22 protein-coding genes, 1 tRNA gene and 1 riboswitch are annotated in these 23102 nt (G+C 68.9%); of the genes, 13 read left to right on the top strand and 10 right to left on the bottom strand.

Annotation, left to right across the window (positions count from 1 at the left end; genetic code table 11):
• Genes AB0H43_RS01485 through AB0H43_RS01500 form a run of 4 tightly spaced genes read right to left on the bottom strand, consistent with a single transcriptional unit; the run spans position 1 to position 3164 of the window.
• Positions 1-663, bottom strand: a complete 663-nt coding sequence (locus AB0H43_RS01485; RefSeq protein WP_359994732.1) for an aminodeoxychorismate/anthranilate synthase component II — start codon at positions 661-663, stop codon at positions 1-3.
• Positions 664-665: 2 nt separating this feature from the next.
• Positions 666-935, bottom strand: coding sequence for a hypothetical protein (locus AB0H43_RS01490; protein ID WP_359994735.1), 270 nt, complete (start codon positions 933-935; stop codon positions 666-668).
• A gap of 4 nt (positions 936-939) precedes the next feature.
• Positions 940-2358: a class E sortase gene (locus AB0H43_RS01495; protein ID WP_359994738.1), complete on the bottom strand. Its 1419-nt coding sequence runs from the start codon at positions 2356-2358 to the stop codon at positions 940-942.
• Complete coding sequence (locus AB0H43_RS01500; protein ID WP_359994740.1) at positions 2355-3164, bottom strand: DUF881 domain-containing protein; 810 nt, start codon at positions 3162-3164, stop codon at positions 2355-2357. The genes AB0H43_RS01495 and AB0H43_RS01500 overlap by 4 nt, the downstream gene beginning before the upstream one ends.
• A gap of 139 nt (positions 3165-3303) precedes the next feature.
• Between AB0H43_RS01500 and AB0H43_RS01505 the strand changes: the two genes are divergently transcribed.
• Positions 3304-3567 (top strand): cell division protein CrgA, encoded by a 264-nt coding sequence (locus AB0H43_RS01505; RefSeq protein WP_253759298.1) that lies wholly within the window; start codon positions 3304-3306, stop codon positions 3565-3567.
• A 69-nt stretch (positions 3568-3636) separates the two neighbouring features.
• On the opposite strand, the gene AB0H43_RS01510 is transcribed toward AB0H43_RS01505, so the two are convergent.
• A complete protein-coding gene (locus AB0H43_RS01510) occupies positions 3637-6333 on the bottom strand; it encodes a M4 family metallopeptidase (protein WP_359994744.1) in 2697 nt (898 codons plus the stop codon).
• 199 nt (positions 6334-6532) lie between these two features.
• Here AB0H43_RS01510 and AB0H43_RS01515 point away from each other — a divergent pair, with 199 nt between their 5' ends.
• The 8 genes from AB0H43_RS01515 to AB0H43_RS01550 all read left to right on the top strand — a co-directional run bounded on the left by AB0H43_RS01515 (position 6533) and on the right by AB0H43_RS01550 (position 15389).
• On the top strand, positions 6533-8668 hold the full coding sequence (locus AB0H43_RS01515) for a (Fe-S)-binding protein (RefSeq protein WP_359994747.1): 2136 nt from the start codon (positions 6533-6535) through the stop codon (positions 8666-8668).
• 48 nt (positions 8669-8716) lie between these two features.
• On the top strand, positions 8717-10012 hold the full coding sequence (locus AB0H43_RS01520) for a hemolysin family protein (RefSeq protein WP_359995733.1): 1296 nt from the start codon (positions 8717-8719) through the stop codon (positions 10010-10012).
• Positions 10009-11013, top strand: a complete 1005-nt coding sequence (locus AB0H43_RS01525; protein WP_359994749.1) for a hemolysin family protein — start codon at positions 10009-10011, stop codon at positions 11011-11013. Before AB0H43_RS01520 ends, AB0H43_RS01525 begins: the two co-directional genes overlap by 4 nt.
• Before the next feature lie 115 nt (positions 11014-11128).
• The gene (locus AB0H43_RS01530; protein ID WP_359994752.1) at positions 11129-12106 is read left to right on the top strand and encodes an NlpC/P60 family protein; all 978 of its coding nucleotides are present in this window, start codon (positions 11129-11131) and stop codon (positions 12104-12106) included.
• 36 nt (positions 12107-12142) lie between these two features.
• The gene (locus AB0H43_RS01535) at positions 12143-12913 is read left to right on the top strand and encodes a LamG domain-containing protein (RefSeq protein WP_359994755.1); all 771 of its coding nucleotides are present in this window, start codon (positions 12143-12145) and stop codon (positions 12911-12913) included.
• 109 nt (positions 12914-13022) lie between these two features.
• A riboswitch (cyclic di-AMP (ydaO/yuaA leader) is annotated at positions 13023-13172 on the top strand.
• 34 nt (positions 13173-13206) lie between these two features.
• Positions 13207-14199, top strand: coding sequence for an NlpC/P60 family protein (locus tag AB0H43_RS01540; protein WP_359994758.1), 993 nt, complete (start codon positions 13207-13209; stop codon positions 14197-14199).
• A gap of 225 nt (positions 14200-14424) precedes the next feature.
• Positions 14425-15015 carry a DUF998 domain-containing protein gene (locus tag AB0H43_RS01545; protein ID WP_359994761.1) on the top strand — a complete coding sequence of 197 codons (591 nt, stop codon included), beginning with the start codon at positions 14425-14427 and terminating at the stop codon, positions 15013-15015.
• Complete coding sequence (locus AB0H43_RS01550; protein ID WP_359994764.1) at positions 15012-15389, top strand: hypothetical protein; 378 nt, start codon at positions 15012-15014, stop codon at positions 15387-15389. The genes AB0H43_RS01545 and AB0H43_RS01550 overlap by 4 nt, the downstream gene beginning before the upstream one ends.
• 15 nt (positions 15390-15404) lie before the next feature.
• On the opposite strand, the gene AB0H43_RS01555 is transcribed toward AB0H43_RS01550, so the two are convergent.
• Both AB0H43_RS01555 and AB0H43_RS01560 read right to left on the bottom strand, forming a co-directional pair.
• On the bottom strand, positions 15405-15884 hold the full coding sequence (locus AB0H43_RS01555) for a hypothetical protein (RefSeq protein ID WP_359994767.1): 480 nt from the start codon (positions 15882-15884) through the stop codon (positions 15405-15407).
• Between the two features lie 317 nt (positions 15885-16201).
• Positions 16202-16275: transfer RNA gene (locus AB0H43_RS01560), tRNA-Gly, on the bottom strand.
• A 220-nt stretch (positions 16276-16495) separates the two neighbouring features.
• On the opposite strand from AB0H43_RS01560, the gene AB0H43_RS01565 reads away from it, so the two are divergent.
• Positions 16496-17461, top strand: coding sequence for a zinc metalloprotease (locus tag AB0H43_RS01565; RefSeq protein WP_359994770.1), 966 nt, complete (start codon positions 16496-16498; stop codon positions 17459-17461).
• A gap of 79 nt (positions 17462-17540) precedes the next feature.
• Here AB0H43_RS01565 and AB0H43_RS01570 read toward each other — a convergent pair whose 3' ends face one another.
• Positions 17541-18083 carry a pyridoxamine 5'-phosphate oxidase family protein gene (locus AB0H43_RS01570; RefSeq protein ID WP_359994772.1) on the bottom strand — a complete coding sequence of 181 codons (543 nt, stop codon included), beginning with the start codon at positions 18081-18083 and terminating at the stop codon, positions 17541-17543.
• A 95-nt stretch (positions 18084-18178) separates the two neighbouring features.
• Here AB0H43_RS01570 and dcd point away from each other — a divergent pair, with 95 nt between their 5' ends.
• The gene (gene dcd / locus AB0H43_RS01575; protein WP_359994775.1) at positions 18179-18757 is read left to right on the top strand and encodes a dCTP deaminase; all 579 of its coding nucleotides are present in this window, start codon (positions 18179-18181) and stop codon (positions 18755-18757) included.
• On the opposite strand, the gene AB0H43_RS01580 is transcribed toward dcd, so the two are convergent.
• On the bottom strand, positions 18754-19392 hold the full coding sequence (locus AB0H43_RS01580) for a GNAT family N-acetyltransferase (RefSeq protein ID WP_359994778.1): 639 nt from the start codon (positions 19390-19392) through the stop codon (positions 18754-18756). The genes dcd and AB0H43_RS01580 overlap by 4 nt on opposite strands.
• 122 nt (positions 19393-19514) lie before the next feature.
• Here AB0H43_RS01580 and AB0H43_RS01585 point away from each other — a divergent pair, with 122 nt between their 5' ends.
• Entirely contained in the window at positions 19515-20759 is a 1245-nt protein-coding gene (locus AB0H43_RS01585) for a PP2C family protein-serine/threonine phosphatase (RefSeq protein WP_359994781.1), read from the top strand.
• Here AB0H43_RS01585 and AB0H43_RS01590 read toward each other — a convergent pair.
• Positions 20756-20896, bottom strand: a complete 141-nt coding sequence (locus AB0H43_RS01590; protein WP_359994784.1) for a hypothetical protein — start codon at positions 20894-20896, stop codon at positions 20756-20758. The two genes, AB0H43_RS01585 and AB0H43_RS01590, sit on opposite strands and share 4 nt — an antisense overlap.
• Before the next feature lie 251 nt (positions 20897-21147).
• Between AB0H43_RS01590 and AB0H43_RS01595 the strand changes: the two genes are divergently transcribed.
• Positions 21148-22998, top strand: a complete 1851-nt coding sequence (locus AB0H43_RS01595; protein ID WP_359994787.1) for an acyl-CoA dehydrogenase — start codon at positions 21148-21150, stop codon at positions 22996-22998.
• Positions 22999-23102: the final 104 nt, after the last annotated feature.

Raw genomic sequence — 23102 nt, forward strand, 5'->3', positions numbered from 1 at the left:
TCAAGCGGCGAAGGCGGCCAGGCGACGCTCGTCGACCTCGGCCGCCAGCGCCTTCGCCGGCTCCAGCGCGTCGGGGAAGCCGCAGGCGGCGAGCCAGTTCGCCAGCATGAGGTGACCGCCCTCGGTGAGCACGGACTCCGGGTGGAACTGGACACCTTCGATCGGCAGCGTCCGATGCCGCATGGCCATCACGACGCCGCGGCCGCCGTCCGGGGCGACCGTCCAGCCGGTCACCTCGATCTCGTCCGGCAGCGTCGACTCCACGACCGCCAGCGAGTGGTAGCGGGTCGCGGTGAACGGCTCCGGCAACCCCTCGAGTACGCCGACGTTCAGGTGCGTCACGAGCGACGTCTTGCCGTGCAGCAACTCCGGAGCGCGGTTCACCGTCGCCCCGAAGGCCGCCCCGAAGGCCTGATGCCCCAGGCATACGCCGAAGATGGGCACGTCGCCGCCGCACTCGCGCAGGACGTCGAGGCAGATCCCCGCGCTCTCCGGCGCACCCGGGCCGGGGGAGAGCAGGATGCCGTCCGCCCCGAGCCGGGCCGCTTCGGCGACCGAGATCTCGTCGTTGCGGCGTACGTCGCACTCCACGCCCAACTGGCCGAGGTACTGGACGAGGTTGTAGACGAACGAGTCGTAGTTGTCGATCACGAGAACGCGCATGGTCACCCCACCGTGGTCGGAATCGGAACCGAGGTCGCCGACGGGTCGACGGAGTGCGTGGGCACCGTGTTGTTCGTCTCGGTGTCGTACGGGATCACGTCCTGGCCGGGGACGATCTCGCCGACCTGGACGTCGTCGAACGGCAGCAGCGGTTCGGCCCAGGGGAACGCGAAGAACCACATCAAGGCGCACAGACCGGCGACGGCGGCCACGCTCGTCGAAATCCGGACCCACAGCGGTCCCGGCAGGTGGCGCCAGATCCACGCGTACATCTGCTCAGCCCTTCAATTCCGCGGGGGGACCGTCGGCCCGGGGCCGCTCGGATCCGTCGACCAGGGCGGCGTGAATGATCAGCCGCTGGTAATTGTCCCACTTGGGATTGCAGGTGGTCAGGGTCAGGAACCGGTCCAGGGAGACGGTCGGGTTGCCCGGCGTGACCTTGTCGTTGGTCGACTTGGCCGCCGCCTTCACCTCCGGCGGGTTCGGCGACACCACCTCGACCTGGGTCGGTTTGACGATCCGGGTCTTCACCACCGCGTAGACGTACCAGGTGGTCCGGGTCTCCACCACGATCTTGTCGCCGACCTGAAGTTTGTCCAGATCCCAGAAGACCGAGCGCATCCGGTGGCCGGCCATGGCGAAGTTGCCGTCCTGGCCGGGCATCGCGCTCTTCGGGTAGTGCCCGGGGGCGTACCGGATGTCGGCCGGGGTGACGCCCTGGACCACGACCCAGTGCTTGTTCAGCCGGGGGATGTAGAGCCGGGCGATCGCGTCGCCGGGCGGCGCGGCCAGCGTGTTCGTGGCGGTGCTGGCGCTCGGCGTCGGCGTCGGGTTGTCCCAGGCCTGGGCGAGCTGCTGATTGAGGTCGCTCTGGTGCGAGTCGACGATCGCCGCCTTGCCCCACACCTCATACGCCGCGAACAGCAGGAGCACCAGCCCACACGTGATGAGCAGCTCACCCGTCGTCCGCAGGGTGGTCCGGATCACCGATCCGACGGTGACCCGGGTGTAGTCCGCGTACGCCGAGGCGTAGACGTCCTTGCGCCGGACGGCACGGATCGGTGCGCCCGAGTCGTCCCGGTCCCGCGGCGGCTTGCCGGGCTCGGCCGGGTCGCTCGGGTCGGCCGGAAGAACGTCGGGGATCTTGCCGATCAGCGAGGTCTCGTCGATCCGGGGGATGACCGCGGTGGCGTCGGCGGCCGGGATACGCGGAATGGTCGCCGTGGCATCGGCCGCCGGGATACGCGGAATCGTCGCCGTGGCGTCGTCGGCGACGGGCTGACCGCTGACGGGCTGACTGCTGACGGGCTGACTGCTGACGGGCTGACTGCTGACGGGCTGACCACTGACGGGCTGACCACTGACGGGCTGACCACTGACGGGCGCAGCGCTGACGGGGGCCGGACTCACCGGTGCCGGGCTGATCGGTGCCGGGCTGATCGGCGCGGCGCTGGTGGGCGCCGGACGCTGAGGCACCGGGCCGGTCGGCGCGGGGACCGGTGACGGTGCAGCGTCCGCCGGCACGACGGGCAGGACCGCCGTCGCGTCGGCCGGCTCCGGCCGGGCGGCGGGCGTGGGGCTCGGCTTCGGCCGGGGCGAACTCACCGGCTGCGCCGGCTCGGGGGTCTCCGCGGTGATCCGCGGGATGACCGTCGTCTCGTCGTCGGCAGAGTCAGGGGCGCGGTGCCGGCTCATCGGGCCACCTCGGCGTGGGTGAGATCGGTGGACCCCGTGTACGCGGGCGCGACGATCTCCGATTCGGAGACGACCTGGTAACCCAGCCCGTAATCGCGGACGGCGTCCTGGAAGGCGCGTACGCCCGGCTCGGCGTCGAGCGCGGCGCGTAGCCGGTTCGGGTCGCCGATGGCCTTGATGACGAAAGGCGGCGAGTACACCTGGCCCTCCAGCAGGATGGTGTTGCCGACGCAGCGGACCGCGCTCGTCGAGATGATGCGTACGCCCATGATCGTCATCGCCTCCGCGCCACCCGCCCACAGGGCGTTGACCACGGACTGGACGTCTTGCTGGTGGACGACCAGGTCGTCATTGGTGGCCCCCTCGGGACGGCTGCCGCCGGCCCCGGCCGGCGCGTCGTTGAGACGGACCGTGACACCGGGGCCCTTGAGGGCGACCAGCCCGGCGGCCTGCCGGCGGGCCTCGGCCTGGGCGCGCGCCTGCGCGATGGGGGTGTCCGACCCGGCCAGATTGCCGGTCAGTTCATCGACCTCGGTCCGCAGCCGGGAGGCGGTCGCCTGTTCCTCGGCGATCCGGGCCTGCTGCTCGGTGATCACCTGGGCCATTTGCGGCCGCCTATCCTCACGGAGGTCAGTCCCCGAGGCGACGTTTGCGCTGGTGGTGAACAGTACGCCGGCCGCGATCATGATCGCGGGGACGCCGACGGACCAGCCGAGGGACCGCCCGGTACGGCGGCGAGGCCGTAGGATACCCACTGCTCGCCCGACCGCCCGACGCCACGACGAGGAGCCGGATGTGTACTCCACCACTCCCCCTTCTCGTCATGGCGTGTCGATATGACTACGCTAGCTGTTGAACATTATTCAGGCCGGTCCGCGCCGTCATCCTCCGGTGCGGTGACCCGGTCCCGGAATTCGGGTCAAACCAGCCCCAGGGAGAACTACGGTGCCGAAGTCGCAGGTCCGCAAGAAGAAGGTCTACACGCCGCCGACCGACGTGCGGCCCACCGCTGCGATGGCCGACAAGCGGCCGAGCCCGATCTGGCTGCCCATCACCGCGGTGACGTTGATCGTTCTGGGTATCGCCTGGCTCGTCGTGTACTACCTCTCGCAGGGGGAGTATCCCGTACTGAGCTGGAACTACTGGAACATCGCGGTCGGGTTCGGCGCGATGGTCGTCGCGCTCGGCCTGCTCTCCAAGTGGCGCTGACCCGGTCTTAGACCACATAAAAGGCCCCACAGCCGAAGCTGTGGGGCCTTTTACCACTCTTCCGGGCGGTCAGCGCGTCCCGTCACCGAGGGTGGGCGGTGCGCCGCGCCAGCGCGACAGCGTATCCCGCAGGCAGGCCTCCGTCGTCCCGGTCGCGGGCGGATAAGCCGAGCGCTGACACGCCGTCGGCGCGCTCTGGGTCAGCAGGAGCACCAGCCAGTCACCGGCCACTCCGGTGGTGGTCACCGCGCGTACCTTCACGGTCCGCGTGCGGCCGTCGGCCGCCACGGAGAACCCGCTCGCCGAACTGGCCAGCACCGTGGGCGCTCCCCGCATGCCCGAGTTGTACGCCAACTCGTAGTGATCCAGCGTCGTCCCGGCCGGGAGGAAGCCGCCCGCCATGCTCAGTCCGCCGACCACGGCGGTCGTGCCCTCGTAGTACGCGTACCCCTTGGGAGCCGACGGGCGGTTGGCACAGCCGTAGATGTGGAAGTCGTCGACATACCAGTCGTAGTAGTCGGCGTTCGACGCGCTCGAGAGCCGGAACCGGAACTTGACCGTTTTACCCGCCAAGCTGGTCAGGTTGAGCCGGATGTCGGAGTAGCCCCGGGTCTGGGTGAGCCCGGTGTAGCCGAGCGCGGCGGGCGGAGCCTGCCAGGCCCCGTTGTTGATGCTGACCTCCAGCACCGTCGCCGCGCCGGTGGACCGCGACAGGGTGGACTGGGCGAACCGCAGGTACGCGTTCGCCGGAACCGTCACGGCTACCGGCATCGTCGCCGTGGCGCCGTTCCCGGTCGGGCCGCTCGCCCAGGTGTTCAGGGAGCTCGTGCCGGACGCGGCGTACTGGTAGGGGGCGTAGCCGGCGGGAAGCCCGGCCGGGATGTACTCCCAGTAGTTCGTGTTCGACAACAGCCAGCCGCCCGCCGACTCGAACCCGTCGAAGTACGCCGTGTCGATCGGCTGGGTGGCCGACGACGGGCACAGCGCCAGGTGGGTCACGCCGGTGCCGGCGAGCGTCTGGGCGCCCGCCATGTTGGTCTGCGTGATGGCCGCATCGACCGCACCGCAGTTCGCCGGGGTGATGCCGAACTTGCCGATCAGCTGTGTGCACGAGCTGCGGAGCGCGGCGGCCAGCACCGTGTAGTCCGCGCCCGACGGCAGGACGTGCATGACCCGCCACCAGAGCTGCGCCGACTGCCGGTTGGTGAGGCCGTTCGTCCCGGTCGCGATGAGGTACGCCGCCTTGTTCGCCACGCCGGAGTTGATGTGGACGCCACCGTTGTCGTCGTCGCCGTTGTACCAGTACTGGCCGCCGAGCGTGGCGGGCTGCCGGTAGCCGACGTCCGGGATGGCGGTCGGGTCGTCCATCCGGCGCAGCGGCACCGGAAGCGTCGATGACGCAGTCAGGTCCTCGCCCAGCCACCAGGCCTTCGCCGGGTCGTCCTGGGCGGTGGCGTACTGCTGGTCGAACAGCTCGCCCATGATGTCGGAGAGCGCCTCGTTGATCGCCCCCGCCTGGTACGCGTAGTACAGGTGTGAGGAGTACTCGGTGATCGCGTGCGTGTACTCGTGGGCGGTCACGTCGTCGACCACGAACCCGGTACCGAAGACGAATTGGCTGCCGTCCCAGAAGGCGTTCTCGTACGGGCAGTACTGCCGCACCAGGTACTTGTAGCAGGCGCGGACGGTGGCCCGAATCTGCGCGCCGCGCCCGTCGAAGGAGTCCACTCCGAAGGAGTCCTGGTAGAACGAGTGGATCGCGCCGAGCAGGTCGTATGCCTTGTTGACCTCGGCGACGGTGCTCGCGACGCCGCCTTCCTTCCGGGTGGTCGGCTGCAGGCCGAGCGGGCTGGTCGTGGTGCACGCGTAGTTGGCGGCGACGTCCACGTTGACGGCCGTGTTGGCGAGGTCGCAGATGACGCGGTAGCGCGCCGACTGCCGCTCGGACATGGTCAGCCGGGTCTGGCCGTCGAGCGCGTCCACCAGGACGGTCGCCACGTCGCCGCCGTTGCCGGCGCGTACGCCCACCTGCCAGGTCGGGCGGAGGCCGGCCGCGCCGGGGGCGCCGAGCACGGTCGGGTCGTACAAGGTCAGTTCCGGCGTGCCCGCCCGTAGTGTCGTCGCGTCGAGGCCGACCTTCTCCGCCGTCGACGCGACGGCCGTCGCGGCCGCGGTCGCCGCCGGGACGGCCGGCTTGGTGGCGACCGGCGACAGGCTCGACGTCTCGGCGATCGCAGACTGGACTCGCTTGCCGTGGCTCGTCACCACGATCTGGCCGCCCAGCACGGGCAGGCCGCCCGCCGTCTGCTGGTAGCGGCTGATCGTGTCGCCGCCGGGCAGCGTCGTGGTCTGGGACTTGCTGAGGGAGTGCGCAGCGGTGAGCCCGAAGGCCGCGGCGTATCGGGTGGTGAAGGCGTCGGCGCCGGCCGTGGTCAGCGCCTTGCCGGCCTCAGCCGTCGCGGCCGTGACCGTGCCGGCGGGCGAGACGAGGACGGTGTTCTTCCCGTTGCCGGCCGTCCGCAGTTCCCGGATGCCGGCGCCGATCGACGTCGACCCGTTCGGCGGCGTCTGGCTGCGCTGGTCGGCCGTCGTCGACGAGCCTGAAGTCGAGGTGGCCTCCGAAGCGGGGCCGTCGCCGGTGCTGCCGGCCACGGGGGCGGGCGACAAGGTCGCGACAGGGGCGTCGTCCGGGACGGCGCTCGCCACCGCAACCCCGGCCAGCGCTACGCCCGCGGCGAGGAGCGCCACGCGGGTGCGTGTTCTCAAGACTGGTCCTCAAGGGGTGAGGGGGAGGATGCCGCCCGAGTCTAAGGGCGCGAAACCACGTGGCGCTGCCCCGCCGACTCCCGCCGGACGAGCGGTCCTCGTAGGCTGACCGTACGCTGTGGCGTAGTAGACGTTACTGACGGGTAACTAAGACGGTAGGCTGAGCGGCACTGGAGCCGAGCAGAACGAGGAGTGGTGCATGGGCGGCGTGCAGATCGTCACCACGATCGGGGCTTTCGCGATCACCGCGGTCGCGGTCTTCCTGGTCGTCCGCGCGGTACGCAGCATGCTGGCGGTGATCCGGCTGGGCCAGCCAGACCCCACGCGTACGGGGAACAAGGGTGAGCGCCTGAAGGTCATGCTCGCGGAGACCGTCGGTCACACGCGGATGCTCAAGTGGACCGCGGTCGGCGTGGCGCACTGGTTCGTCATGGTCGGCTTCGTCCTGCTCTCCTCGCTCGTGCTGGAGGCGTACTGGGAGGTGGTCACCCCGACCGGCGAGCTGCCGATCATCGGCCACTGGGGCCTGTTCGGCGTGGTCACCGAATGGGTCGGCGTCCTCGGCATCCCGGCGATCCTCTACCTGATGGTCATCCGGCTGAGGAACCGCCCCAGCCGCCCCGGCCGCCGCTCCCGGTTCGCCGGCTCGACCATGTGGCAGGGCTACTTCGTCGAGTGGGTCGTCCTGCTCGTCCTGATCATGGGCATGCTCATCCGAGGCTTCAAGGCCGCCAACGGCCACCTGCCCTACCCGGTCTGGGCCGCGCCCGTCAGCCACGCGCTCGGCGACGTCCTGCCCGCCAGCGCGGCCGCCGTCTCGATCATCGGGATGATCAAGATCGCCGTCTCGATGATCTGGGTCATCGTCATCAGCCTCAACCTCACGATGGGTGTGGCCTGGCACCGGTTCGCCGCGTTCTTCAACATCTTCTTCAAGCGCACCGGGACCGAGCGCCCGGCGCTCGGCGCGCTCAAGCCGATGACGGACAGCACCGGTCAGCCGCTGAACTTCGAGGAGGCGGACCCGGAGAAGGACCTCTTCGGGGTCGCCCAGGTCGAGCACTTCACCTGGAAGGGCCTGCTCGACTTCACCACCTGCACGGAGTGCGGCCGCTGCCAGTCGCAGTGCCCCGCGTGGAACACCGCCAAGCCGCTGTCGCCGAAGCTGCTCATCACGAGTCTCCGCGATCACGCGTACGCGAAGGCCCCGTATCTGCTGGCCGACGAGAGCCACCGAGACCTCGACGTCCTCGCACTCGCCCGGGCGGAGAGCGAGCGGCCGTTGATCGGCGGCGCGGACGTGAACGGCGTCATCGACCCGGACGTTCTGTGGTCCTGCACCACCTGCGGCGCCTGCGTCGAGCAGTGCCCGGTGGACATCGAGCACGTCGACCACATCGTCGACATGCGCCGCTACCAGGTCATGATCGAGTCCAGCTTCCCGGCCGAGGCCGGCGTCATGCTGCGCAACCTGGAGAACAAGGGCAACCCGTGGGGTGCCCCGCCGAACACGCGAGAGGACTGGACCAAGGGTCTGGACTTCCAGGTTCCCCGAGTCGCGGACGGCGCCGAGTTCGAGTACCTGTTCTGGGTGGGCTGCGCGGGCGCGTTCGAGGACAAGGCCAAGAAGACCACCCGCGCGGTGGCGACGCTGCTGAACGAGGCCGGCGTCCAGTTCGCCATCCTGGGCAACAACGAGACCTGCACCGGTGATCCGGCCCGCCGGATCGGCAACGAATTCGTCTATCAGATGCTCGCCCAGCAGAACGTCGAGACGCTCAAGGAAGCCGGCGTCCTGAAGATCGTGGCGACCTGCCCGCACTGCTTCAACAGCATCGGCAACGAATACAAGCAGCTCGGCCTGGACGTCGAGGTCGTGCACCACACCGAGCTGCTGGCGCACCTGGTCAAGACCGGCAAGCTCACCCCGGTCCGCCCGGTCGACGGGGGCTTGACCTACCACGACCCGTGCTACCTCGGCCGGCACAACCGCGTCTTCACCCCGCCACGCGAGGTGCTCGGCGCGGCCCTCGGCGACCAGCCCGTACGCGAGATGCAGCGCACCATGGAGCGCTCGTTCTGCTGCGGCGCCGGTGGTGCGCGGATGTGGATGGAGGAGCGGATCGGCAAGCGGATCAACGTGGAGCGCACCGAGGAGGCCATCGCGACCGGCGCGGCCACCATCGCGGTGGGCTGCCCGTTCTGCTCGACGATGATCACCGACGGGGTGAACACCGCGGGGGCGGGGGAGAAGGTCGAGGTCGTCGACGTCGCCACCGTCCTGTTGCGGTCGGTCAAGCCGGAGCCCACCGCGGCAGCGGCGACGGCCGAGTAGGCGGCTTGTAAGATCCACGTCATCGACGGTCTACTGCTCACGGTCCTGCTGCCACTGGTGCTCTTCGTGCTCCTGACGGCGGGCAACGCCTTCTTCGTGGCGGCGGAGTTCTCGCTGGTCACGGTGGACCGGGCGGAGATCGACGAGCTGGCCGACTCCGGCGACAAGCGCGCACGCACGGTACGCCGTGCGTTGCGCGCTCTGAGTTTCCAGCTCTCCGGGGCGCAGCTCGGCATCACGATCACCGCGCTGCTCACCGGTTACATCGCGCAGCCGGCCTTCGACGTGCTGCTGTCCGGCCTCGGTCTCGGCCCGGCGATCAACCACGCCATCGCGCTCACCCTGGCCACCCTGCTGTCGATGCTCTTCGGCGAACTCGTCCCGAAGAACGCGGCACTGGCCCGCCCGATGCCACTGGCGTTACGGACCTCCGGACCGCTGCGCGTCTTCTCGCGTACCTTCACGTGGCTCATCGCGGCCCTGAACGGCAGCGCGAACTGGCTGGTCCGCCGGTTGGGGGTCGAGCCGCAGGAGGAGCTGGCCAGCGCGCGGTCGCCGGAGGAGCTCGGCCTGCTCGCGGCGATCTCCGCGCGGGCGGGCGCGTTGCCCTCGGACACTGCGCTGGTGCTCCAGCGCACCGTGCGGTTCGGCGAGAAGCGTGCGGCCGAGGCGATGACGCCGCGAGTCGACGTGGTCGGCCTGACCGCGACCGACACGGTGGCGGATCTGATCACGACGTCGATCGAGACCGGGCACAGCCGGTTCCCGGTGTACGAGCAGACCCTCGACCAGGTCACCGGGGTGGTCGAGCTGACCGACGCGCTGGCGGTGCCGCCCCACCGGCGTGCGGTGACCAGCGTCAACGCGGTCGCGCGCGAGCCGGTGCTCGTGCCCGAGTCGCTCGACCTGGATGCGGTGTGGGAGGCGCTCAACGCCGCCCGGGCCGAACTGGCGATCGTGGTCGACGAATACGGCGGCACCGACGGCGTGGTCACGCTGGAGGACCTGGTCGAGGAGATGGTCGGCGAGATCGCCGACGAGCACGACACCGATTGGGTCGACGTCGAGCTGACCGCACCGGCCGACGCCCGCGAGCACCTGGTGGACGGTGTGCTGCGCGAGGACGAGCTGCGGGAGCAGACCGGCTTCCGCCTCCCGGACGGCCCCTACGAGACGCTGGCCGGCTTCCTCATGGCCCGGCTCGGGCACATCCCGAGCGTGGGCGAGACGGTACGCGAGAACGGCTGGGAGTTCACCGTCGTGGAGACCGACCGCCACCGGGTCGAGCAGGTACGCGTCGTCCGCCCGGAGTCCGACGACGAGCACGAGGACGATGCCGCGTGACCGGTATCGTGATCATGATCCTCCTGCTGCTGGGCAACGGGTTCTTCGTCGGCGCCGAGTTCGCCCTGATCGCCTCCCGGCGTACCGTGCTGGAGCCGAAGGCCGCGACCTCACGGCGTGCGCGGTGGGCGCTGACCGCGATGGGGCAGATCCCACTGATGATCGCGGGTGCGCAGCTCGGCATCCAGATCTGCTCGATCCTGCTCGGTGCGATCGCCGAACCGGCCATCGCCCACCTGCTCGAGACTCCGTTCGAGCTGGTCAACCTGCCGGAGCAGCTGGTGCATCCGGTGTCCTTCGTGATCGCGTTGGCCATCGTCGTCTACCTGCACACGGTCCTGGGCGAGATGGTCCCGAAGAACATCACGCTCGCCGGGCCCGAGGCCTCGGTGGTCTGGCTCGGCCCGCCGATGCTGCTCTTCTGCACGGTCACCAAGCCGCTGCTGCTGGTCATGAAATGGCTGTCGCGCCGGGTCCTCAAACTCTGGCGGATCGACGCGGTGGACTCGGTGAAGTCGGTCTTCACCGCGGAGGAGCTGGCCGGCCTGGTCACTCAGGCCCGCTCGGAAGGCCTGCTCGATCCGGAGCAGCATGCCCGGATCTCCGGCGCGCTGGCGATGCATCAGCGTACGGCGGGGGACGCGTTGCGCCCGTGGGCCGAGGTCGACCTGGTCACCGACGACACCTCGCCCGCCTCGCTCGAAGTGCTGGCCACCCGGACCGGCCGGTCCCGGTTCCCGGTCGTTCAGCGGCTCAGCCGCCGCGTCCTCGGATTCGTGCACATCAAGGACGTGATCGGCATGAGCGGCGCGGCCCGGCGAGCCCCTATCCCGCCCGACGTCATCCGGCCGCTCGCCGTGGTGCCGCCGGAGCGCAGCCTCGCCGAACTGCTGCTGGCGATGCGTCGCGAACGCCGGCACATGGTGCTGGTCAGCGACGGGCGCCGCCCGATCGGCGTGGTGACCTTGGACGACGTCCTGGCGGCGGTCTCGGGTCGCTGACCCCTCCCAGCGATCATCGAGCTGCGTTGACCGCGAGTAAACAGGCGTGAGCAGGGTGAAGTTTCCGCACTGACGCCTTGCGTACGCCGAACGCCCGCCCCTAGGGTGATGAGCTGTGCCCCACCCCCGCACTCTCTACCGTGGACTGATTACGGCCCTCGGCGTGTTGCTCATCGGCTTGGTCCCCTCGACGGTCTACGCCGCGCCCAGCGTGGCCGAGATCGAGAAGCAGATCAACGAGGCCTGGGAGAAGCTCGAGCCCGCGATCGAGCAGTACAACAAGGTCCACAACGATCTGACCAAGAACCAGAAGAAGGCTCGCGACCTTCAGAAGAAGATCGCGCCGCTCAGCCTCCAGGTGCAGGTCTCGCTCGGCCAGGTCGCCGACATGGCGAGCGCCTACTACATGACCGGGCCGGCGTCGCGGCTGACCGGGCTGCTGAACGCGAAGTCGCCGGATCAGTTCCTGGACCAGTTGACGACGCTGGAGCAGATCTCGCAGACCCAGCAGCAGGCGATCGCGGGGGTCGCGGCGCAGCGGGACATCTATGACGGGCAGAAGGCCCAGCTCGACCAGCTCATCGCCACGCTCGCCCAGCAGGATGCCGCGTTGGCGGCGCAGAAGAAGTCCATCCAAGCGGAGATGGATCGCCTGCAGAAGCTGCGCATCCAGGCGTACGGGTCGTCGACGGTCGGTGGCAGCCTCCGGATCGGCGTCTGCCCGCCGGTGCTGCCGGGTGGTGCCCGCGCCACCGCGGTGAAGAGGGCGTGCTCCCTCATCGGCAAGCCGTACGTGTGGGGCGCTGACGGGCCGAACTCCTACGACTGCTCGGGCTTGACCAAGGCAGCGTGGGCGGCGGCAGGCAAGAGCCTGGAGCACTACACCGGCGCCCAGTGGAACGAGTCGCACTACGTGAGCCGGGCAAACCTACAACCCGGTGACCTGGTGTTCTTCTACTCCGATCATCATCACGTCGGCATATACGTCGGTAACGGGCTCATGGTCCACGCCCCGCACAGTGGTGACTACGTGCGAATGGCGTACATATCGAATATGCCGATCAGCCCCAGCGGGACGCGTTCCGTGCTTTAACGGACAATTGTGCCGAATTTCGGCACAATTGTCCCAATGAGGGGTCTCCGTCTCAGCCTGGGCAGCGGAGCCGGCCTGCTGGCCGTTCTGCTCGCGACCGTCCCGGCTCCCGCCAGCCCGACCGCCGCCGTCCGCACTCCGGACCAGCGGCGGGCCGCCGGTGAGGCCGTCACCCTCCGGTACGCCTTCGACGCGGGCTTGGCGGATCCGATCTGGGACGCTGATCGGACTCTCCGGCTGCACCCCGTCGGGGTGATGGGCGGTGCTCTGACAGCCAAGACCCGCGCCGGCACGGTGGCGGTCGGATATCCGCCGGTCTGTCCGGGTGACGAGGCCGAATGCCCGAGGGCGATCCTCGAGAGCGATCCGGGGCCGTGGCTGAATCCAGGGCAGGCCGACGTCGCATGGGGCGCGCAGGTGTTGCTGGATCCGCAGGACACCAGTGACGGCGAGAACATCGTGCAGAAGGGCTTCTCGACTCAGGGCACCCAGTACAAACTCCAGGTGGATCACTTCGCCGGCCTGCCCAGTTGCGTCGTCGCGGGATTGGTTTTCGGGGTCAACCGCATCTATGTCGCGCAGTGGCGTCACACCGTCGCGGACGGTGCGTGGCATCGGTTGGATTGCGTACGCCGAAGCACCGGACTGGCGTTGTTCGTAGACGGTGAATTGCGGGCGAGCACCGTGATTCCCGCGCAGTTGTCCATTGTGAACTCCGATCCGCTCCGGTTGGGCGGCAAGGGGATCGGGCCGTGGAACGACCAGTTTCACGGCATTCTGGACGACGTCTACGTCACGGTCGGGTAATTCATTGACTACACATTGAAGTGCGCGCGCGTCTCGGGTTGCGGTTTGATAACGCACGACTTTAGAGTCATCGAGGCGCAGGAAGTCGGTCGGCCATCCGGGGCGGCCCCTCGCGCCGCCGCCGAACCGCGACACCGTCGTGGACCGGGGACCCAGGTAAGTGAGGCGCGTGTCGCCTCGGGGGTGAATCCGCGTCAGCGGTAGCGCATCTTCCAGCGCGAACCCGGCAGCTAACCCGGTAGGCGGTGAGGGCGACTGCGAACGTCCTCGGTGGAAGAGGAGACCCACCCACGGTGGCCAGCCAACCCACCCGCAAGAAACGTGCCCTGATCACTCTCGCGCTCTCGGTCGTCGCCACGATGGGGATGCTGCTCAGCAGCGAGGCGGTCCGGGCGGACCCGTCGGTCAGCGCGCTGGAGAAGCAGATCGACGACGCCTGGAACAAGCTCGAGCCCGTGCTGGAGCAGCACAACGACACCAAGGAAAAGCTCACCGCCGAACGCAAGCGGCTCGAGGGACTGAAGAAGCAGCTCGATCCGCTGGAGCTCGAACTGCACGTGGCCAGCGCGCGAGTCGGCGAGTTCGCCGCCTACCTGTACACCGGCGGCAACACGACCGAGCTGAACGCCCTGCTCTCGGCCAAGTCGCCGACCGATGTCACGGACCAGCTGGTGCTGCTCGACCAGTTCTCGCGCATCCAGCAGGACAAACTGTCGGATGTCATCGCCAAGCGCGACGACCTGGCGAACAAGAAGAAGCCGATCGACGACAAGATCGCCGCGCTCGCCGACGCCGAGAAGAAGCTCAACGACCAGGCCAAGCAGCTCAACAGCCAGATCAAGACGCTGCAGGATCAGGTCCAGAAGTTGTACGCGACCACCGGCGGACTCGGCGACCTGCGCCCCGCCCCGTGCCCGGCGACCTACCCGGGTGGCAAGGCCGCCACTGCGGTCAAGTACGCCTGCCGCCAAATCAGCAAGCCCTACGTCTGGGGCGCCGACGGACCCGACTCCTTCGACTGCTCGGGCCTGACGATGGCGGCGTGGAAGGCGGCCGGCATCTCGTTGCCGCACAATGCGAAGTCGCAGTGGAACTCGGTCCAGCACGTGTCACGGGCCAACCTGCGTATCGGCGACCTCGTCTTCTACTACTCCGACATCCACCACGTCGGCATGTACGTCGGCAACAACTGGATCGTGCACGCGTCCCGAGCCGGCGTACCGATCATGATGCGAAAGATCGACGCCGCACCGATCTACGGGTACGGCCGCCCCTACGGCGCCTGACGGCTGCGCTTTCCCGCGTTCCCGCGTTCCCGCGTTCCCCCGTTCCCCGCTGGATCAGGGATCTCGGTCGAATCTTGCCCCAAGATTCGACCGAGATCCCTGATCCAGCGCTCGCTGCGGCGAGCGGTAGCCCCCTACGGGACAGTCACCTAGCTCGCACGACGGAGCGCTGAACCCGTCGCGACGGCGATGTCTCGCGCTCGGCGTACGACGAGCATTCTCGGCATGACTCGCCTTTCGTTCGTCCTCTTCGGATTCCTCTTGTCGGTGCTCCTGACCGTGGCCGGGCACCTCGACGGCAACGGCCTTTCGCCTTGGGCCCACACCATCAGCGACTACGCGGCCGCTGATCGCGGTGGGGCGGTGGAGACCGCCATGGGCCTCGCCGCGCTGGCCACCTTGGCGTTGCTGCCGTCGCTCCATCGAGCCGACCGGCTGGCCACCGCGCTGCTCAGCGTTTGGAGCGGCGCTCTCCTCGTCGCCACCGTCGTCCCGACCGATCCGGTGGGCGAGGTGCTCAGCACCACCGGCTATGTCCACCGGTACGCCTCCACCGTCGCGTTCGCCGCATTGCTGGCGGCCGGGCTGCGGCTGGGCTTTCGCCGACTCACCGCCGCCGGAGCAGCCGCCGCGCTGGCCATGCTCGCCTCCACCTACCTCCTCCACCGGTACGCCATCGGCCTGACCGAGCGCGTCATGGCCGCCGCCGAGTTCGGCATGTTGATCGCCCTCACCTGGCGGCTGCTGCGGGTGGCCGCCATCCGTCAAGGTTTCCTTGACGGCGCCGGGCGTGTCAAGCTAGCCTTGACAGCATGATGATCGAGAAGGCCTGCACGACGGACATCGGCCCGGCAGTGACCGCTGCCGGGCTGGCCGCCGTAAACGAGGCCAGCCGCCAGGCCGACCGCATCCTCGGCCCGCGCCCCCTCCCCGGGACGCCCGAATGGGAAGCAGAGCAAGGCGACGCCGCGACGACCCGCGACATCGCGACGGGACTGCTGCAACTGCGAATCGAGTTGGCGCTGGGGCTGGACCCGTTCGGCACCGTGCTGGGTCTGCGCCGCTGGGGAGCCACGTGGGAACTCATCGCCCGAGCCGCCGGCGTCAGCCGCCAAGCCGCGCACGAGCGCTGGGGCAGACGCGTACGCGAGACGCTCGGCCTCCTCGAGAGCGCCGAAGCCGACCTCTGACGAGGCCGGCTTCGGCTAACAGCAGTAGTTCTTCTTAGCCAGCTCGGAGAAGCTGCCGGGTTCCGGCGTTCGCGAACACTGGAGGATGCCCGTCGTCGAGTTGTCCCACGCGTGAACGTCGCCCATGATCGCGGACTGACCTGCGCAAGTGACCGTGAACGGGAGCGTCAGCTCGCCGACGCCCACGAAGCCGATGTACCGACCGGGCACTTTCACGTTGTCCAGAAACGAATCCACGCCGCTCAGCGGTGGGCTCTTCGCCTCATCGACGGGAATGCCGAGATCCTTGTTCGCCTGTGCGAGCAACCAACGGACCCATTCCTCCTCACGCGGGCCGTTGGCCACCTCAGCCACCAGCCGCGCCTCTGGCCGTACGACGCCGACACTGCGCTCGCCGGAACTACTGATCTCCAGCTGCTTCGCGCCGGTGAGAACCTTGACGGTGCTCTTCGCACCCCAGGTGACGGACGCCTGATCAGGCCGGCAGTCGACCACGCTCCCTGCGCTGGCCTTCGGCCCGACCGGTTCTGGAGCCGACGGCGTACAGGCCGCTAGCCCAGTCGCGAACGTCAGGAGGGCAAGCCCGGATACCAGTCTCATCTTCTCTCCTACCGAACGGTGACTTCGGCCGTGGCCAGCCGGACGACGCTCAGTATTAGCGCGACTGGGCCCGTGACCCTACCGCGAAGATCATGTCTTCGTCATGGGCAGGCGGCTCGGCTGCAGGGTCGCCGCCACGGGGCGAGAAGGAAGGGACCCCGGAGAGTCGAAAGCCCTGGTGGAGATCTAGGTCTCGACCAGGGCTCTTCGTATGGAGCGGGTGAAGGGAATCGAACCCTCACTGTCAGCTTGGGAAGCTGATGTTCTGCCATTGAACTACACCCGCAGGCGGCGCAACTCTATCAGGTCTGCCCCGGGGGTGCGTAACCCCGGCATCCGATGATCGGCTGATGTCTCTGCCACGATGATGACCGCAGCACGGCGACAGTCAAGGCCGGGCGTACTATTCTCGACCGTCGTCGATCCTCCGTAGCGTCCGAGGAACCCCCGATCCCGGGGCGCACTGTCGCGACACGACTACCGGCGTGTCGTGGGGAGGAGATGGCATGGCAGACGCAGGGCGTAAGCCCATGAAGCGTGCGGCCGGACTCGCGGTGGTCGCTGCGGCCGCCTTTGTGCTCAATGCTTCACCGGTGGCGTTGGGCGCGTTCGCGGCGACGTCGGCGGCTTGTTACGACCCGGTTGTGAGCGGCGCGGCCACTGCGAAGGCGAAGCCCGGCAGCGTCGGCAAGGTCGACCCGAACGAGTTGACCGCCGCGCAGACCGATGCCCGTGAGAAGGAGACCAACGCCCTGCTCAAGGGCAAGGGTAAGACGCCGGGCGCGGTCACGGCCGCCGCGACGATCACGATCCCGGTGGTCGTCCACGTGGTCAGCTCGGACGGCACGCGGGCCAACGGGAACATCCCGGACAACCTGATCACCGCCCAGCTCGACGTGCTCAACAAGTCGTACGCGGGCGGCTACGGCGGCTCGGCGACGGCCTTCCAGTTCCAGCTGACCAAGGTGAACCGGGTGGTCAACTCGGCGTGGTACCCGATCGTCTACGGCTCGCAGGGCGAGAAGGAGATGAAGGCGGCGCTGCGTGAGGGTGGCGCCGGCACGCTGAACATCTACACCGGTCTGCTCAGCGACGACCTGCTCGGCTGGGCGACCTTCCCGACGCGGAAGCTGTCGAGTTCGGACGGTGTCGTGATTCTCGCCGAGTCGGTGCCCGGTGGCACCGCGTCTCCCTACAACGAGGGTGACACGGCGACGCACGAGGTCGGCCACTGGCTGAACCTCTACCACACGTTCCAGGGCGGCTGCTCCAAGACCAACGACAAGGTCTCGGACACGCCGGCGGAGCAGTCGGCCGCCTTCGGGTGCCCGGTCGACCGCGACACCTGCTCGGCCTCGGGCACCGACCCGATCCACAACTTCATGGACTACACCGACGACGCCTGCATGTACGAGTTCACCGCGGGCCAGGCCCAGCGGATGCTCGACGGGTGGACGGCCTACCGGAGCTGACAGGATCTCGCCGCGTTGACTGACTGCGAGGTCAACGCGGCGAGAAAACGGGGGAACAGGGGTCTTGAGCCGGGGGGCGTCAGGCCGCGATCACATCCCGGAGCACTGCGGGAACATGCCCGCGTCGCCACCCTCGGCGGCGCGGGCTTCGCCGTTCGGGCGGGGATTCGCGCCACACCTGGGCCACGCCGGACCGGGCTCGCCCGTCGCTGGTGGGGCCCATGGGGGAGTGCAGCATCGCGACCTCGACGTGCAGTTCGAAGAGGCGCCAGTCGACCGAGTCGTCGGCGCCGGCTCGCGCGGCGATGCGGGCGATGACCGCGGCGTCCTCGACCGGCCGGGCCGTCCCGGTCAGGTACGCCTCGACGTCGGTCTCCTCGGCCGGGAAGGCGTGTAGCGCGTATCGGCCGTCGCGTTCGAGGTCGCGGCGTTTCGGCGAGTCGATGAGGAAGCAGTAGGCACCCTCCTCGGTGATGAGCGGGGAGACGGGGTGCACCCGCGGGCCGCCGTCGGACCGGACCGTGGCGAGGTAGCCCAGTCCCGGGCCGTACTGGTGGAACAGCGCACGGATCTGCGCGGCGAGCCGGGGAGATGCCGCGGCGAACTGCGTCCAGGAAGCCATACCACGATTCTATAGAACAGACGTACGAACACCTAGCCGAATCGCCGAGGTAGCGCGGAAGTAGTACATAAAGCCGGGCAGGTAGAGTCCCAGGGGTGCTGCTCTCCGACCGCGACCTCGTCTCCGAGCTGAAGGCCGGCAATCTGCTGCTCGACCCGTTCGAACCGGACCTGATTCAGCCGTCGAGCATCGACGTGCGACTGGACCGGCACTTCCGGGTCTTCAACAACCATCTCTACACGCACATCGATCCGGCCGTCCAGCAGGACGAGCTGACGGCGTGTGTCGAGGTGGACGACGATCAGCCGTTCGTCCTGCACCCGGGCGAGTTCGTGCTGGCCTCGACGCTCGAAGTGGTCACTTTGGGCGAGCAGCTGGCCGGCCGCCTGGAGGGCAAGTCGTCGCTCGGCCGCCTCGGTCTGCTCACTCACTCGACCGCCGGCTTCATCGACCCGGGCTTCTCGGGCCACGTCACGCTCGAGCTCTCGAACGTGGCCAACCTACCGATCAAGCTCTGGCCCGGCATGAAGATCGGCCAGCTCTGCCTCTTCCGGCTCTCGTCGCCGGCCGAGCATCCCTACGGCTCGTCCGTCTACGGCTCGCGCTACCAGGGGCAGCGCGGTCCGACGCCGAGCCGTTCGTGGCAGAACTGGCGGACCTGGCCCACGCGCTAGCTCAGGCCGAACATCTCCAGGCATGGGCGCAAACCCTCGATCTCCACGGGTACGCGTGAATGCTGCGACCAGCGTTCGCGAGTGAGTCGCAGCCGACGGGAAATGGCGGGCACGCCGCGCACCGCGTCGACCTGGACGCCGTCGGGCTGATAGCCCAGCTTCTCCGAGACGCGCAGCGACGAGTGGTTGTCCAGGAATGCGGCCGAGCACGCGCTCAACGCACCGAGGCCGTCGAAGGCCAGGGCAAGCACGGCGGCGCGCATCTGCGTACCGAGTCCTTGGCCGTGGAACTGCCGTCCCAGCCAGGACCAGCTGCGGACTTCCCGCGTGACGGCGTACTCCTTGGCGCTCAGGATCTGCCGGCCGATCGGCTCGCCGCCCCGGAAGGCGACCAGCCCGAGACTCCAGTCGTCGGGCCGCCATTGGCCGAGTTCGGCGAGCGCGCCCAGAATCACCCGGCGTCCGACGTCGGGCTGCTGTGTCCACGGGTGCATGAACGGCATGACGTCCGCGTCGTGGATCCCCGCCGCGGCGACGTCCCCCAGACGGGCGAGTTCGTCCAGCTGCGGCAGGCGCAGCTCCAGATCGGGCGTACGCACACGTAAGCCGTACAACGGGAGATGGGCTACCAGCACCGGGTCATCCTTGAGGCTGACCGGTCGCGGGGCAACCGGTTATCGGCGTACCCCTCCTCCGCCCGGTCAGAATGCGGTCGTCTGTCGGGTCAACCTCATCGTCGTAGCCGCCGCGATCCGGCATGCTAATTGCCGTACTCGAACGACTGCTGTGGTCGTCTCGCCGGCCACTTTCCCCAGGCACCCGCGCCGGCGTCGGCGCGGCCGCCATCCTGCTCCTATGCTTGGCCATCCTGGAGTGGGCAGACGGACCCGAGCCGCACTACATCGGCCTGATGGCGACGGCTCCGTTCCTGGCGGCCGCCTTCGCCCCGTGGCGATCCGTGCTGGTCGCGGGCGGCTTGGCCACCGCACTCGGGACCGTGTTCGCCGTGATGGGCGGTGCACGCGGCCAGACCACGTTGCTCAACGTCATCGGGATCGCCCTCGCGACCGGCCTGGCGTCAGCCGCCGCCGCGGTACGCCAGAAGCAGGCCGAGCGGATCGCCGAGCTGTCCCACCTCGCGATGATCGCCCAGCAGGCCGTGCTGCGGCCGCTCGGCCCGACCGTCGGCGGACTGTCGATCGCGGGCCGATACATCTCCGCGACGGCGGCGGCCGACATCGGCGGGGACCTGTTCGAGGCGGTCGAGACGGCCTACGGCGTACGCATCATCGTCGGTGACGTCCGGGGCAAGGGCCTGGAAGCCGTACGCCTGGCGAGCATCGTGCTCGGCTCCTACCGCCACGTCGCGTACGACCGGGCTGATCTGCGGGCCATCGTGGCCGACCTGGACCGGGCGGTCGCCCGCAGCGTCGGCGAGGAGGATTTCGTCACCGCGGTCCTCGTCGAGGAACGCGGTGGAACGCTGACCGTGGTGAACTGTGGTCACCCCGCGCCGCTCCTGCTCCGGCGGGGCAATGTCATCCCGCTCGAACCGCCGGCGCCGGCCCCGCCGCTGGGCTTCCTGCCCTCGGTCAAGGCCCGGGTGGAACGTCTGGAGCCCGGTGACCGGCTGCTGATCTTCACCGACGGGCTCGCCGAGGCCCGGCGGGACGGCCGGTTCTTCCCGATCGCGGAGCGCGCCTGGCGACTGCTCGGCCATGGGACCGTCGGCGACGGGCTGGCCTCCGTCGAGACCGCACTGGTCGAATGGGTCCACGGACGGTTGGACGACGACATCGCGCTCGTTCTGCTCGAATACACCGGTCCGCAGCCCGGTGGGCCGATGCCCAGCTGGGAGGTCGGCACCGCGCCGTCGTCGGCTCGGCCGGCCTCGGAGGGCGGCGGATCCCCGCCGCGGACGCCCTCACCCGGTCTGCCCCCCGATCGGCCGGACGCCGGGCCGATCCAGTCGAGCGGTCCGCGCTCTACGCGTACCGCTTAGGAGACGAAACGGGCCGTGCGGGCGCGACGGGCCTGGCCCATCGCGAACGCCGCCGGAAGGGCGCTCGGCGCGCGGTGCCGCCCGATGTAGCGGGCGGGGGTGCGGCTGTCGAACAGCCGGGCGATGATCACCTTCATAGTCCGTTCCTCCCCTGTCGAGTCACTCTCAGGAACGAAAGCCTCCGAAGAAGGTGACGGGGCGAGCGGCGTGTCGGGTTGCCCTGGTCGGACCGGGCCTACTCACTTTTCCGGCTTAACGGACGAAAGTGGCACTTCTTTCAACGTGCGCGGTGATTTCTCCCCGCCCGGTTACCGCTGAGTAATGTTTGCGCGCTACAGTCGAGGTTACTGATCGGTAACCGGCACACACCAAAGGGCTTGGGGAAGCGATGACGCACTACAAGAGCAACCTTCGGGACCTGGAGTTCAACCTCTTCGAGGTCTTCGACACGCCGTTCGGAACCGGCCCGTACGCCGACGTCGACGCGGAGACCGCGCGAGGCGTGCTGGCCGAGGTCGACCGGTTGGCGCGAGTGGACCTGGCGGCGAGCTTCGCCGAGGCCGACCGGAACCCGCCGGTCTTCGACCCGGCGACGCACTCCGTCACCGTTCCGGACGCCTTCAAGAAGTCCTTCCAGGCGTTCATGGACTCCGAGTTCTGGCTGCTCGACCTGCCCTCGACGGTAGGTGGCACGCTCGCGCCGCGCAGCCTGTGGTGGACCATCGCCGAGATGGTGCTGGGCGCCAACCCGGCGGTCTGGATGTACTCGTCCGGCCCGTCCTTCGTGAACACGATCCTCTCGGAGGGCACGGAGGAGCAGAAGAAGTGGGCGCAGATCTTCGTCGACCGCCGCTGGGGCTCGACGATGGTGCTCACCGAGCCGGACGCCGGCTCGGACGTCGGCGCCGGCCGGACCAAGGCCGTCCCGCAGCCGGACGGCTCCTGGCACATCGAGGGCGTCAAGCGCTTCATCACGTCCGGTGATCAGGACATGACCGAGAACATCATCCACTACGTGCTGGCCCGGCCGGTCGACACTCCGGGAGCCGGCGGTCCGGGCACCAAGGGCCTGTCGCTGTTCCTGGTGCCGAAGTTCCACTTCGACCCGGAGTCCGGCGAGCTGGGCGAGCGCAACGGCGTCTTCGCCACCAACGTCGAGCACAAGATGGGCCTGAAGGTCTCGGCCACCTGCGAGATGACGTTCGGCGGGCACGGCGTACCGGCCAAGGGCTGGCTGCTCGGCGAGGTGCACGAGGGCATCCGGCAGATGTTCCTCATCATCGAGAACGCCCGGATGATGGTCGGCACCAAGGCGATCTCCACCCTGTCGACCGGCTACCTCAACGCGCTGGAGTACGCCAAGGAGCGGGTCCAGGGCGGCGACCTCAAGTCGATGACCGACAAGACGGCTCCCCGGGTCACCATCACGCACCACCCCGACGTCCGCCGTTCGCTGATGCTGCAGAAGGCGTACGCGGAGGGTCTGCGCGCGCTCTACGTCTACGCCGCGCAGTGGGCCGACAAGGCGCGCATCGCCGCCGCTGCCGGTGACGCGGACGCCGCGAAGAAGGCGACGAAGATCAACGACCTGCTGCTGCCGCTCGTCAAGGGCGTCGGGTCGGAGAAGGCGTTCGAGCTGCTGGGCTCGGAGGCGCTCCAGACCTTCGGCGGGTCCGGCTTCCTGCAGGACTACCCGCTCGAGCAGTACGTCCGCGACTCGAAGATCGACTCCCTCTATGAGGGCACGACCGCGATCCAGAGCCTCGACCTGTTCTTCCGGAAGATCGTCCGGGACAACGGCAAGGCGATGCTCACGGTCGCGGCGGAGATCACCGAGTTCCTGTCGGACGACAACGAGAACAGCGAACTCAAGCAGGAGCGCGAGGCGCTGGGCAAGGCCGCCATGGAGTTCCAGCGGATGGTCGGCGTCCTGACCGGCTGGTTGGGTGAGGCGGCCGGGGGCGACCCCGACGCCGTCTACAAGGTCGGCCTGCACTCCCGCCGGCTCCTGCTCGCCCTGGGTGACCTGGTGGTCGCCTGGCTGCTCCAGCGGCAGGCGACCGTCGCGCTCGCCGCGCTCAACGGCGAGGTCAGCGAGGCGGACCGGGCGTTCTACACCGGCAAGATCGCGGCGGCGAAGTTCTTCGCCTCCGAGGTGCTGCCGAAGCTGGGCGCCGACCGCCGCATCATCGAGGGCGCTTCGCTCGACCTGATGCAGCTCGACGAGGCCGCGTTCTAAGTCCTCTCATGTGGACGGCGTCGGGCTTGAAGCTCGGCGCCGTCTGCCGTTCCGGTGAAGATTGCCACAACCTACGGTGTCGTAACCTACGGTGCCGTAACCTG

This window comes from Hamadaea sp. NPDC050747, assembly GCF_040654195.1.
Taxonomy (GTDB): Bacteria; Actinomycetota; Actinomycetes; order Mycobacteriales; family Micromonosporaceae; genus Hamadaea.